Source organism: Variovorax sp. PBS-H4 (assembly GCF_901827205.1).
Lineage (GTDB): Bacteria > Pseudomonadota > Gammaproteobacteria > Burkholderiales > Burkholderiaceae_C > Variovorax.
Genome location: NZ_LR594675.1, coordinates 1,992,810 through 2,006,224 on the forward strand (window position 1 = coordinate 1,992,810; position 13,415 = coordinate 2,006,224).

At 62.8% G+C, this 13,415-nt stretch carries 9 protein-coding genes; 4 read left to right on the forward strand and 5 right to left on the reverse strand.

The window, feature by feature from the left end; all coding sequences use genetic code 11:
• Positions 1–55: 55 nt before the first annotated feature.
• The 3 genes from E5CHR_RS09555 to E5CHR_RS09565 all read left to right on the forward strand — a co-directional run bounded on the left by E5CHR_RS09555 (position 56) and on the right by E5CHR_RS09565 (position 2,604).
• Positions 56–1,231: a DUF3182 family protein gene (locus E5CHR_RS09555; protein WP_162579459.1), complete on the forward strand. Its 1,176-nt coding sequence runs from the start codon at positions 56–58 to the stop codon at positions 1,229–1,231.
• Entirely contained in the window at positions 1,231–2,031 is an 801-nt protein-coding gene (locus E5CHR_RS09560; RefSeq protein WP_174255711.1) for an alpha/beta hydrolase family protein, read from the forward strand. Before E5CHR_RS09555 ends, E5CHR_RS09560 begins: the two co-directional genes overlap by 1 nt.
• A 129-nt stretch (positions 2,032–2,160) precedes the next feature.
• Positions 2,161–2,604: an FHA domain-containing protein gene (locus E5CHR_RS09565; RefSeq protein ID WP_162579460.1), complete on the forward strand. Its 444-nt coding sequence runs from the start codon at positions 2,161–2,163 to the stop codon at positions 2,602–2,604.
• Between the two features lie 69 nt (positions 2,605–2,673).
• Here E5CHR_RS09565 and E5CHR_RS09570 read toward each other — a convergent pair whose 3' ends face one another.
• Positions 2,674–4,197 carry a sensor histidine kinase gene (locus E5CHR_RS09570; RefSeq protein ID WP_162579461.1) on the reverse strand — a complete coding sequence of 508 codons (1,524 nt, stop codon included), beginning with the start codon at positions 4,195–4,197 and terminating at the stop codon, positions 2,674–2,676.
• A gap of 192 nt (positions 4,198–4,389) precedes the next feature.
• Between E5CHR_RS09570 and E5CHR_RS09575 the strand changes: the two genes are divergently transcribed.
• Positions 4,390–5,577, forward strand: coding sequence for a sensor histidine kinase (locus E5CHR_RS09575; protein ID WP_162579462.1), 1,188 nt, complete (start codon positions 4,390–4,392; stop codon positions 5,575–5,577).
• 133 nt (positions 5,578–5,710) lie between these two features.
• Here E5CHR_RS09575 and E5CHR_RS09580 read toward each other — a convergent pair whose 3' ends face one another.
• From E5CHR_RS09580 to E5CHR_RS09595, 4 genes are all read right to left on the reverse strand, one after another.
• Complete coding sequence (locus E5CHR_RS09580) at positions 5,711–6,694, reverse strand: hypothetical protein (protein WP_162579463.1); 984 nt, start codon at positions 6,692–6,694, stop codon at positions 5,711–5,713.
• Between the two features lie 231 nt (positions 6,695–6,925).
• Entirely contained in the window at positions 6,926–7,696 is a 771-nt protein-coding gene (gene istB, locus E5CHR_RS09585; protein WP_068682752.1) for an IS21-like element helper ATPase IstB, read from the reverse strand.
• Positions 7,693–9,258, reverse strand: a complete 1,566-nt coding sequence (gene istA, locus E5CHR_RS09590) for an IS21 family transposase (protein WP_068682754.1) — start codon at positions 9,256–9,258, stop codon at positions 7,693–7,695. The genes istB and istA overlap by 4 nt, the downstream gene beginning before the upstream one ends.
• Before the next feature lie 87 nt (positions 9,259–9,345).
• Entirely contained in the window at positions 9,346–13,164 is a 3,819-nt protein-coding gene (locus E5CHR_RS09595) for a hypothetical protein (protein WP_162579464.1), read from the reverse strand.
• Positions 13,165–13,415: the final 251 nt, after the last annotated feature.

The following is a 13,415-nucleotide window of genomic DNA, read 5'->3' on the forward strand; positions in this document are numbered from 1 at the left end:
GCCATCCGTGCGGCAAAGTTTGATTTCTGCCGCGCAATCGCCCAGCATGGTCGCCATGGACACACCCACATTCAGCGCGCTGCCCGGTGGAGCCCAGAGACTCGCCGGTGAAGGAACCGAGCTCGCGGAGCCCGGCCTCGAAGGAACCGTGGTCGCGCTGACGGCGGACCACCATGCCTATGCCAGCGAGCACGAGCGCGCCACCCGCGCCCAGCTTGCCTGGCGGCTGGCGCGGCTCAAGAAGTCGCGCTTCGAAGGCGAGTACGACAACGGGCGGACCTATTCGGCGCCCGTCTACTTCGTGCCCAGCGACACCCTCGTCGGAGATGCGCTGCCCAGCTCGCTCGGCATCGCAAGCCATCACGCGCTCTTCGGCGGCGTGGTGCCCCATCCCTTCGTGCTCACGAAGGCGCTGGTGCACCCGCTGATCGATCCGGCCGCCGCGGCGCCGCCCGGATGGAGCCACGGGTTCGCCGGGCAGGTTGCGCATGCAGTGCTGCAGGGCTTTTCGGTTTTTGCGCTGGAAGATGCGAGCCGCGCCGGCATGCGTCTGCTGGAGCATGGCGCGGTGCGCGTCAAGCCCGTGCGCGCGACCGGCGGACGCGGCCAGCAGGTGGTGCGCGATCGGCAAGCGCTGGAGACCTGCATCGGGGCTATGGATGCCGCCGAAATTGCCGAGCACGGCCTGGTGCTGGAAGAGAACCTCGAGCAGCCCGTGACCGTCAGCGTCGGCCAGGTGCATGTAGGCACTGCGATCGCGAGCTACTACGGCTGGCAACGGCTGACCTGCGACAACCGGGGCGAGAAGGTCTACGGCGGCTCGGACCTCACCGTGGCGCGCGGCGACTTCGACGCGCTGCTCCAGCTGAGCTTTCCCGAGGAGATCCGCCTCGCCGTGGAGCAGGCGCGCAGCCTGCACCGCGCGGTCGGGGCCGCATTCCCGGGCTTCTTCGCCTCGCGCATCAACTACGACGTGGCGCAGGGCACGAGCAGCGCCGGGCGCTGGTGCTCGGGCGTGCTGGAGCAGTCGTGGCGCGTCGGTGGGGCGAGCGGCGCGGAAATCGCGGCGCTCGAGGTGTTCGAGGAACAGCCGGAGCGCCGTGCCGTCAACGCTTCCTGTTTCGAGATCTACGGCGACGGCGTCATGCCGCCGCCCAATGCGTGTGTGTACTTCAGCGGCGTGGATCCCAGTGTTGGCCCGATCACGAAGTACACCGTGGTCGAGCCCTGATGCCCACTCGACATGCGTTGATCGACATCCCTGTCGACGGCGTGCGCATTGCCGGCACGCTGGTGGCCGCTTCCACGATGGTGCCCGGCGTGCTGCTGGTGCATGGCTGGGACGGCAGCCAGCAGCAGGACATCGCACTGGCCCACGAGCTCGCGGCTCTGGGCTGCATCTGCCTGACCTTCGACCTGCGCGGCCACGCCCGCCACGTCGCGCAGCGCGAGGCCGTCACGCGCGAGGACAACCTGCGCGACGTGCTGGCCGCCTACGACACGCTGGTCGGCCACCCCGCCGTGGACCCGCAGGCCGTCGCCGTCATCGGCAGCAGCTATGGCGGCTACCTGGCGGCCGTGCTGACCTCGCTGCGCCCGGTGCGCTGGCTGGGCCTGCGCGTGCCCGCCATCTACCGCGACGAAAACTGGGAGCAACCCAAGCGGCGGCTCAATGGCGATGACCTGACGCTGTACCGCCAGACCGCCATCGAGCCCGAAAAAAATCGCGCGCTCGCCGCCTGCGAAGACTTCTTCGGCGACGCGCTCATCGTCGAGTCGGAGAACGACACCATCGTGCCGCACCCCGTCATCGAGAACTACCTGGGCGCCTTCAGGTACGCACGGTCCGTGACCCACCGGGTCATGGCCGGTGTCGATCACGCAATGTCGAAGAAGGCGTGGCGGCAGGCCTATGTGCAGATCGTGGTTGCCTGGATGACCGAGAGGCGGCTGGCAGCAAAGGCCGAGGACAAGGAGCGCCCGCCGCAGCAGGCGCAGCGCTACGAGACCTGGCCCAGCGCGAGCGCTTGAATGCAGCGTGTGCAAGTCGGCCACGCAAGCGAGAAATTTTTAATACGCTTGTTTGCTGCGCACCCTTCAAGAAGCGCAGGACTGAGCCGAAAAGCACTCAGATTCATTCAAACAGAGCATTCAAAAACCATGTCCAGACTCATCATCCTCGCCCGGCACGGCAGCGTCAGGCAAGTCAACATCGATGGCCAGGTCACCTTGATCGGGCGCGACCCGGAGTGCGCCGTGCAGATCGACAGCCTGGGCGTGAGCCGACGCCATGCCACCATCCACTGGACGGGCGACCGCTTCGTGCTGACCGACCTGGAAAGCTTCAACGGCACCTTCGTCAACAACGAGCGCATCTGGGAGCATGCGCTGCAGAACGGCGATGCGATCGCGATGGGCGAGTGCCAGTTGCGCTTCCTGTACAGCTCCAAGGCGCTGCCCAGCGCCGATGCGTTGCGGCTGGTGACGCGGGTTGACGATCTGCACGACTGGCAGACCACGCGGGAGCGCAGCGACTGGGCCGCGTTCTTCAGGCGCAGCAGGAAGACGAGCAGCCGGGGCGGCGCGGTCGCGCGCCATCGTTGACCGCTTGGGAAGAAGGCGGGAGCGCGAACTGCGATGGGGCGGTGGCGAGACGCAAACCGATTCCCGTGCCTACGCTGCCATCTTGGGGATGTGCACCGAGAACGTCGTGCCTTGCCCGGGCGCGGAATCGACCACGATCCGGCCGCCATGCCTTTCGACCACCTTCTTGCAGATCGTGAGGCCGATGCCGGTGCCTTCGTAGACGTCCTGCGCGTGGAGCCTCTGGAAGACGACAAAGATGCGCTCGAAGTACTCGGGCGCGATTCCGATGCCGTTGTCGCTGACGGAGACGATCCAATTCGCCTCGTCCTCGGATGCAGAGACGTAGATCCGCGGCCGGGTGCCGCGCGCGGTGAACTTGATGGCGTTGCCGATGAGGTTCTGGAAGACCTGGGTCAGGCCGCTGGGCTCGCCCATGACTTCAGGAAGCGGACCACGCTCGACCACTGCGCCCGAACGCTCGATCGCATGGGCGAGATTCGCGAGCGCATCGTCGAGAACGCCATCGAGCCGAAGCTGCTTCAAGGGGACCGCCGAGCGTTCCACCCGCGAATACAAAAGCAGGTCGTCGATCAGCCGCTTCATGCGGTCGGCGCCGCTTGCGATGAATCCGATGAAGTCCTGCGCGTCGCTGTCGAGGCGGTCGCCGTAGCGGCGGCGCAGCAGTTCTGAATAGCTGCTCATCATGCGCAAGGGCTCGAAGAGGTCGTGCGAGGTCACGTGGGCGAACTGCCTGAGTTCGTCGTTCGACCGCGTGAGTTCGGCGAGTTGCTGCTGGATCGCGTCGATCTGCGCTTGCTGAGTCGGGCGCTCGCGCACTTCGCGGTTGGTGATGAGCACCACCCACCTGCCTTCCACGCGAATTGCCTGCTGCTGCTCCTCGCTCACGGCCTGGGTGCCCGCGCGCGACCCGGCGGTCGGTGCCATGCGGCGCCTTGGGAGCGGTGACACGGCGATCGCGTCGTCGTATTCGCGTTCCAGGTCTTCGCGCGTCAGCCCGTCCGAGCCGAGTGTCCATGGCGGCACCTGGAGCAAGTCATGCCGCGCCATGCCGTAATAGCGGCAGACTGCGTCGTTGCAGTCGATGCAGCGCATGCTCTCTCGATCGACGATGAGCATGTGGTCGTGGCTCTGGTCGAAGGCGCGGGACAGCAGTGCCGATCGAACCTGCTGCTTCTTCTGGTCAGTGATGTCGCGCGTTGCGACGACCATCAGCCAGCTGTCGCCGATGCGAAGCGCGGTATGCACGACCTCTGCATCCAGGAACCCGCCGCCGGGCAGCCTGCAGCGCCGTTCGCTGACCAGGGGACGCGGGCACGCCTTGATGACTTCGTCGAACAGGGCTTCGTAGGAGGCTTGCGTGCCGCCTTCCATGTGCGACCACGGCGATGTTCCGACCAGTTCGTCCCGCGTTCGGCCGATGCGCTTCGCGGCCGCGGCGTTGAGATCGACCAGGCGCAGCGAAGCACGATCCACGACTTCGATGCCTTCGGCGCGCTGTTCGAGCGCAGCCCTGGCCCAGTCGAGCGGTTCCGCGTGACGAAAACCGTCGTCTACTGAAGGCGTTTCTGCAATCTCGGTATGGTCGTCCATGGAATGGCTGCTGATGCCTTGCCGTGACAGAGGACGCGGACATCATACAGGCGCGTGCTGCCCGCATACTCCGACTTCGGGACTAGGCCTCGAGGCCCTGCGTCATGCCCGGGACCCAGCAAGACCCCGGGCATGCTCGTGCGGGAGGAGGGGTTGTTGACGATCACTTCAACCCCGTGATAAAGCGAAGCCATGAGTTCTCGCCGCCATCCACTCACCACGCGGGCCCCCGGCCTCGACACTTCTCGCGACGCTGCCGAGCGGCTGCGCGAGCAGGCGCGCATGGAGCGCTTCGCCTCCGCGCTCGACCTGAGCGACGATGCCGTCTTCCTGATCGATCGGGCTTCGATGACCTACCTCGAAGTCAACCAGGGCGCGTGCAGGCTGCTCGGAGTGACGCAGGAGGAACTGATCCGGCGGCGTCCCAACGAAACAAGCCCGGCGCTCGGAGACCTGGATGATCTGGGAAAGTTGTACGACGCGGTGATCGCCCAGGCTCCCCGGACGCAGACATCCGAGCTGGTGGTGCACCCCTCAAACGGCCTGCCCTGCATCTGCGAAGTCAGGCGCAAGGCGATCCAGCAGGCGGGCCGGTGGGTCATCGTCGCGACGCTGCGCGACATCACCGAGCACAAGAGAGCCATGGCCAGGATGTTGGAGGCCGAAGAGGAAATCCGCTCCAAGGTCGTGGAGCTGACGCGGTCGAACCAGGAGCTGGAACAGTTCGCCTACATCACCTCGCACGACCTCTCCGAGCCGCTGCGCGCAGTGGCAAGCTACACCCAACTGCTCGAACGGCGCTATTCGCACCAGTTCGACAGCGACGCCCGCGACTTCATGGCGTTCATCGTCGAAGGCGCGCAGCGCATGAGGGCGATGATGGACGCCTTGCTGGTCTACTCGAGGGCGGGCCGCCGCGAGATGGCGAGGCGCCCCGTCGCATTGGATCGCACGCTGGACGATGTGCTGGAACATCTCGCGCCCGTCATTCAACGCTCAGGGGCAACCGTGGAGCGCGAGCCGCTTCCCAGCATCCTCGGCGACGCAGTCGCAATGGCGCAGGTGTTCCAGAACCTGATCGGCAATGCTCTGGCGTTCCATGCCGAAGGGAGGGCCCCGCATGTGAAAGTGTGCGCGAGGGACGAGGGCGCGGAGTGGGTGGTCGAGGTCCAGGACAACGGCATCGGGATCGAGCCGCAGTACTTCCAGAGGATCTTCCTGATCTTCCAGAAGCTCCATGCGCGGGACCGTTCGGAAGGAGCGGGCATCGGCTTGGCGGTCTGCAAGAAGGTGGTGGAGCGCCATGGCGGGCGCATCTCGGTGGCCTCGGAGCTGGGAAGGGGGACGACCTTTGCGATTTGTTTGCCGAAGCTTCCGTGAACTTCGGGTGAAATCGCCTTCGAAATGTCCGCCTCCCCCTGCAAGGGCTGCCGTCGACTCGAACACCGGATGTCCCGATCCACGCCTCGTTGGAAGACGACTTGGGCACATGCCGAGGTGTTCCTCTATTCGTTTACTTGCCTTTCGAGCTTTGCTTCTTGTAGTTTTTTGCGGCTGCGTATGCAGCCTCCAAAGTGCGAAAATGACCGTCAATCTCATTCATGGCCGACTTGGCTGTTGAATGGTTGCCGGGGCTATTAAGCTCGGTGAGGTAGTACGTTTTTTCTGCCTCCAGGGTGTGGCGTGCCCACTCTATCCACTCGATGGCTGCGCCAATGGTTCTGTCCTCACTGATTAGAGCGGCCACGATCGCATCGGCAGCGGCATCGGCTCCACCTGCAGCGTGACCAACCAAGATGACGGCTCGTACCCTCTCAGAGGTACCATCCTTCATTGCACCGCCTACGTGGTGCAAGACATTGAACGACTCAATTGCGTGGTCTTTCGCAGCAATCTCCATGAACTGGCGCAAAGCTTTGTCCGCGTCCTCGACTCCCAGAAGGAGGTGTGTGTCTCTCTTGGGATCAACGGCAATATAGAAGCCCGTTTCGTCCAATGTGAGCATCGCGGCGTTGGTAACAGGCTGGCCGTCCCAGTCACGCCCCGTGTACTGCACTGCAAAGGCGGCGGGCTTGATCAGGGTCGGTGGGATGCCGTTGTACTGCAACGGCATGGGGTCTTCAGCCGCGTAGATGCCTCCTGCGCTCGTCAAGGGCGACCAAGACTGATCGGGACGTTCCAGCGCCATCTGTTGGCTGAAGAGAGCCAGATCGTCGAAGTGCTTATTTGCTATACGGCTCGCCCGATCCGCCGGCCGCGCACCCGGGGCGAGATGGTCATTGACGAACATGGCAAAGTCGATGGTGCTGGCCAATGTGCCCCAGCCCTCGTTGCCACTTAGCCGCATCTGCAACATGTTGGTTGCGTCGAGTGTCGGGTATTTGTCCGAGCAAATATGAAAGATGCTTTGCGAATCCCGTGGCACCCCGTACGCACGAATCGCGTTGGTTCCAATCGGGTTGTGTGAAAAATAAGCGTAACTGGATGTCGTGGCCATAAAAATCCCGGATGGCCACCTCAAACTCCCCCACCTATGGCCGGGCAAATTCCTCCAGGCCAGGACGGGGGGATTCTCGTCTTTTCTTCTTTGACGGCTGTTCGGCAAGCGAAGCGCGTCAGGCCGGAGGCGGCCGCCGGGGAGCGGTGGGCAGGCCACGATCGCCGCAGGGGCCGTCCACAGGCCTGTCCTGTGGACGGGTGGCTTGTCCACGGCGGGCGCGCCTGAGGGTCAGTCCGCCGGCGCCTTGATGGCCAGGCGCTGAGCCGCCTCCTTCAGCCGGTAGCTCTTGCCCTCGAACTCCAGCAGGCGGGAACGGTGCATCAGCCGGTCGAGGATGGTGGATGCCATCGTCATGTCGCCCAGGTAGGTGCCCCAGTCCCGGATCACCCGGTTGGACGTCACCAGCACGCTGGCGCGGCGGCGATGCCGTTGATGGACCAGGGTCTGCAGCAACTCCGCCGCCACCTCCGAGACGCGCTTGGCCAGGAACAGGTCGTCCAGCACCAGGAGGTCGGCCGCCAGCAGCCGCTGCAGCATCAGCTCGCGCTCTCGGGGTTCGGCCAAGGCGTAGCGGCCGAAGTCGGTGTCGGCCTCCAGATAGGCGACCTTCAGCCCCTGCTGCACGGCGTGGTAGGCCACCGCCTTGGCTACATGGCTCTTGCCCGTGCCGGGCTTGCCGATCAACAGGGCGTTGGCGCCCTCGCTGACGAACTTGAGCGTCTGCAGCTCGAAGCAGGCCGCGCGCGGCACCTTCGGGTTGAACGACCAGTCGATCTCGGCCAGCGTGACCTTCTCGTCCAGGTGCGAGTCCTTGTAGCGCTTGTCGATCAGGCGGCTCTGGCGGCGATCGAGTTCGTCTTGCAGCAGCAGCGCCAGCAGCTCCTGCGCCGTCATCTGCGAGGCCTGCGCCTGCTCCAGGCGCGTCTGCAATGTGTCGCGCGCCCCGGACAGGCGAAGCTGCGCCAGGGTGCGTTCAAGTTCGGCGATCGACATGCTCATTGCAGCCACTCCCCGGCCACCGGCACGCCACCGGTCGCGGCGGCGAAGAAGTCCGCGTACGTGGCTGCATCGCGGATCAGCTCGTCGCGCTGCGTCAATGGCGGCGCCACAGGCGACGCGGCGGCTGCCGCCTCGGCTAGCTCGCCCACCATGGCCGTGATGGCCTTCAGCGTGGCGCGCTGCTGCTGCACCGCCAGCGCGCAGGCCTGCTCCACCAGCGCCGCCGGATGGTGACGCGCCAGCCCGACCAGCCCCCACATGCGCCGCTGCCCGACGCGTCCTTCGCGAGCAAACCACTGCTGGCACAGCGCCAGGCAATGGGGGCCGATCTCGCGCGCCAGCTTCCACAGCAGCTCGGTCTGCCGGCTCGGGTTGAACGGCCGCTCGTCCTCGGGCAGCACGGTGGCACCCCGCCGTTCGCTGCGCGCGTGCGTGCGCAACAGCGCGCCGGTCTGCCGGTCCCGGATCTCCACCAGGTGGGCGTACAGGCGCACCGTCACCTTCGCACCGATGGCCGCCGGACGGGCAGCGTAATTGCTGCTGTCCACCCGCACCGTGGTGTCGTCGCACACCGTGCGCACCATCTCGCGGAAGAAGGCGAAGCGGGTGATCGGCAGCGGCAGCAAACTGGCACGCTCCTCCTCGAACATGGCCTGCACCTGGCGCTTCTCGCGCCCGTGAATGCGCTTGGCCGCCCATGTGCTCTCCCAGCGCTCGAGGAACTCATTTTGTGCCTGCAGTGAGTCGAACCGCCGGCCCTTGAGCGCCGTGTCCTGCGTGTGCTGGATCGCGTTTTCCACGCTGCCCTTGCGGTTGGGGTCGCGCACCCGTGCCGGGTCCGCCACGCAGCCGTAATGGGCCAGCAGCGAGGCGTACACCGGGTTGAGCTCCGGCTCGTACAGATCGGGCTTGAGCACACCTTCCTTGAGGTTGTCCAGCACGACATAGCGCACCACCCCGCCGAAGTAGCGAAACGCCTGCTCGTGCAGCTCGGCCCACTCCTGCTGGCCGGATTTCCACACCACCCGGCGGAAGCTGCGACGCGAGTAGCGCAGCGTCATCACGAACAGCCGCGGGCGCTTCCAGCGGCCGCTGACCGGATCCAGCGTCATCGCGCCCTCGCCGTAATCGACCTGCGCCTCCTCGCCGGGGGCGAACTCCAGCCGGTCGAACTGCTCCGGCTCGCGCGAGCGCAGCTGCGCGACGAACCGCTTGACGCTGTTGTAGCCATGGCCGAAGCCGTGGACGTCCACCAGGTCCTGGTAGATCGCCATGGCGTTTCGCTTGAGCAGCAGCTGCGCCTGGATGAACTCGCGCCAGGGTTCGCACGCCGAGGTGTGCGCCGGTGGCCGGGGTGGGGGATTTTGGGCCGCTTTCTCGCCCTCCTTCAGAGGCGCCGAGCCGGTGGCCACCCCGGAGGAATTTGCGCCGGCCATCGCCGCCTGGTACTTGCGGATCGTTTTGCGGTCGATCCCCGTGATGCGGGCAATCTCCCGCTGGCCGGCTCCTCGCGCCAGCAGCGTCTGGATGGTGGTTTTCTTGTTTGGCTTCAAGACGTTCAACTCCACGACCTCCTCGCTCGGGAGGTCAGTTCACGTCCTGTCCAAAGGGGGCCGGTGGCACCGGCCTACAACCCTCTCCCGATCAGTTCAGGTGGAGGAGTTTGAGGTGGCCACGGGTGGGGGATTTTGGGTGGCCATCCGGGTAAAAATCGCCTTGGGGCCATCGCCTTGTTCCAGTGCTTGGCTTCGTTCCAGTGGTTTCCAGTGGAGTTTTTGCATTGCCGGAGAAGGATTGCCCAACTGCGGCTGAGTGACGAAGTAATTCTCGACCGGTGGAGCGTTGTCGGCGCTTGGGGGCAAGTCGTTGTGGGTGTCGAAACGCAGAATGTCGCTCGGATCTGCATCAAGCTGCACACGCTCGATCACGCTTTCACCCCCACCAGGCACCTTCGTTACGCTGATTGCCTTGCCCCTTGCTATCCTGCGCGTCAGCTCGTTTTGTCTGCCCTGTGAACGGTATTCAAGCGGTCGAATAGTTCCAGTTTTCTGGGTCGAAGACGCTTGATTCCTGGGTGTCGTCGGAGGTGACTTTGGGGGTTGTGATGCCTGAGTCCTGGGCGTGGTCGGAAGTGACGGCATTCCCGTTCTGGGCGTCCTCGGCGTATTCACAGGCTCAAACCTAGGCATTGAAATCAGAGGTATGTGCAGCGGAATGAGTGGATGTTCGTCATCATCGATTCTGGTTGGCGCAGCACCGTCGAGATGCTCTTTCTTGGAGGTATTGATCCTCGCTTCCTGGGTCGGCGAGACGCTTTGATCTTCCTCTTCCTCTTCCTCCTCCTGTTCCTGTTTGAGGTAGTGCATGACCTTGTCCAGGTCTTTCTTGATGGCGACTGCGAGTTGGCTCTCCGTCATCTCCGCGAGAGAGCCATGCTCTTCCGTGAAGTAGCCCGACCAGGTTTCCCAGACGTCTTTGAGCTTGCCCCAGGGGCCGAGGTCGGCCGGAGGTGCAAGGTCGGCCGAAAACATCTGCTCCCAAGTTGCCTCCGTAAGCTTTATTTGCCGGGTGAACTTCATCTTTGGAGGGCGGTCGGCTTCGGGTACCTGCCTGCCGGCCAGCGTACTGTAGTCGGTGACCTCTTCGACTCTCGCGTCCGGATACCGCAGAAATGCCAAGAACTCCTGGGGCAGTGCCTTGAACAGGGACGGTGCAGGGGTATTGACGACGGAGAGATTGCTGCCACTAGCTCCTCGCTGCACATTTTTGCAGAGAATGTATTCGTGGTAGGCGTAACCCAAGCCGAGCGAAATCAACGAGCTCACGATGGCCATCAAATTGCCTGTCACTTTGGTCGCGAGGAGCCGACCGGCGAGGGCGGCCAGAGCGTCCTCATCCCGCCCGTACCGATACTCGCGGATGTCCTCACGCGCGATGATGGCCTGCGCCGCAAAGGTGAATAGAGACCTGGCGACCAGAACGCTACCGGTGCCGGCGCCTATCCAGGCGAACTGCTGGCCGAACTTTTGCGCTGCTTGCAGGGTGCCGGCTTCCGAACGCTGCTCCACCGCAGCCATGAGCTTGAACAGTTTGCGGTCTTCGTGTTCCTTTGTCTTGTCCCCAAGCGCAGCAAGCAGCGAATCGCTAAGCATGCCAGCAACATCGGCCGATGGAGCTTCGCGCTTCTTCTCGTACGTTGCGAGGTACTGTTTGATGGCAGCCTTGGCGTTCTCGTCCAGGTGGGGATGCTCGTTCGCGAGATCAATGACAAAGTCTTCTCGTTCTTCGCGATGGCTCAGATTCTGGAACTTGGCTGCCAGGCTTGACAGCTCGGACGGCAGGGTTCTTTGCCGCATGATCTGTTCGTCATGCTCAATGGCGTCAGGTGGGCTTTGTGATAGCACGAAACACCCGAACAGTTCAATGGTTTCGGGCAGTAGTCCGGCCTCACTGGACGAGATCAGCTTTGACAGGAGTGAGTTCAAATCCCCACTCTTTGCAGAGGCGATGTTTGCTTCGTTATCCTCGTAGCACTCCAGGTTTCTCAGCATGGAGCTTCCGATTTCCTCGCCAATCTCGAGTTTCTCGATGAGTTCGATTACAAAACGTTTACGGTAGGAACGGTCGGGAAGGCTATGGAACTCGGCAGCCAGACTCAGGTAGGTGCACGGCACAAGCCTTGGTACCAGCACCAAATTGCCGTCCTCGTCTTTGACTGCCTTGCCATTCTTGTCTTTGGTGGGCAGTTCTAGTACGGCAGCAATGGCCGCCTCGTCATCGAGTGTATGGGGATCGACAACCCACCCGAGTATGCTCTGGGTATAGACCGATCTATCGAAGATGAGAATCGATGCGAAGGTGGTCAGCCTTGTCAAGAGAGGGCCCGTCACCGCTGCGTCGAGCTTTGACGGAACGACTTTCCCCGCCTTGTCAACAAAGCTGCCTGTCCCAGTCATTGCCACGATGTTCCATTGCGTAGCCAGCTTGTTCAGGTAGTCCTCACCGCTCATCTTCGGCTGCTGCCAGGCATAGATGATCGTTTGAGCAAGGCTCGTGGCGAGTTGCCACACATCGGAGGCCGGGCCGAGATCCTTGCCCGCAATATGTTGCGCAAGCTGGAGAATGAGTTGGCCGCTCGCCCCTGTAACGAATAGCCAAGAGCGGACCCATCGGCTATAGCTTTGATTGGTCAGGACGTTCATCGCCCGGTATTGAAGAATCTGGATCTGTTCGAAAGCCCTGTCCGAGTGGACTTTGCGCAGCGCGTCGCTCTTCAAAACGGGGCGTGGGTCCGGGGCTGCGTTTGTTGCGACGGGTGTTGTTTCATTGCTGTCAGAGTAATCTGACATGGAACTCTCGATATCACCAGCAAAGCCATTGCCATCGTCGACTAGATCCTTCTTCGCGCTTTCTAACTTGGCGAGTCGCTGCGCCTTCAACGCGTCACGAGCGGCATCGAGATCCTTGACCAGCAGTTCCCAGTGGTTGATCTGCTCCAAACACCTCTTTGTCTCCAGCTTCAGGGGGCCTGGCAGGGCGGTGGGACCTCTTGATACCTTGCTGAGCAGCTCAGCCCGTTCGCGCTGATCCCTTTTCGGATTCTTGAGTTCTATCTCAATGGCGTTCAGTGCGCGCCCTTGCTGCTGCAGCGTTCCCAGCTTTGCAGTCGCCTTGGAGAGCTGCTTCAGAAGCCTGGCGTCGGCCTCATCGATCTTGCCCGAGTAGAGCAAGCTAGCCGAGGTGAGATCGGCTTCGGTTCCCGAGTCGAGGAGTTTGCTCACCCAGTCGAGATCATTCAAATCCTCCTGCACATGACTCAGCGGTCGCAGCTCGACCGATGTTCCATCAGGCTTCACGATCTTGGTGGAGATGACGTTAGGAACGAACTCGGGGTTCTTTCCTTTCATCTGTTGCACACAATCGCTTTGCTGGTCTGCATTCCACTGGGTAGCGAGCATGGAAACGGGGAGCTGAGCAATCGAAGCGGTGAAGCCGGTCAAGTGCTGGACAACGGTTGCGACCAACGGAGGCGCACCGAGCCCCACTGCGGCCTGTCCTAGGAGATTGAGCATCGATCTCGCCATCCCGGGTGCTTGAGCGTAGGCAAATGCCCAAACCGATGCCCTTGAATACTCGGCACCTGCTCGTGCGCAGGCCTCTTGGGTTGGTTTGGACCATTTGCCGGTCAAGGGATCGACCATTCCAAAGGCATCAGCAAGCATGGAGCCCAGGTTGCAAAAGGCCTGATCGAGTTCCGCAGGCGGTACCTTTCCCTCGTCCTTGAGCTTGATGGCCAGAGCTTGAAAAGTGACGAAATTGTCGATCTTGGTGCGGAATGCCAGGTCATCTTGGTACTTGGACGCCCAGAATGTTTTCTCCTTGTCGGCGCAGCTCTGGAGGAGAGCAATCATCGCCATCGGCGCCGACGGGCGGGACATGTCTATGACAACATCGTTGTCCTCATCCATTGCCGATAGCGTTCGCAGAGAGATCAGCGGAGAGGGAATGTCTATGGTGACATCGCTGTTCTGATCCCTTGTCGATAGGTTTCGCTGGGAAATTAGTTCAATCTCGTAGTCATCAGCAGGAAGGGCTTGATTGCGAATAGGAGGTCGATTGCTCTCGGATCTGAGTACTTGCGTTTTGATGGGCTTTCCGGAGCCCGTGATATACAGGGTCGAAGGAAGATTGGTCAACCTGGGTACTTTTTTGGGTCTCA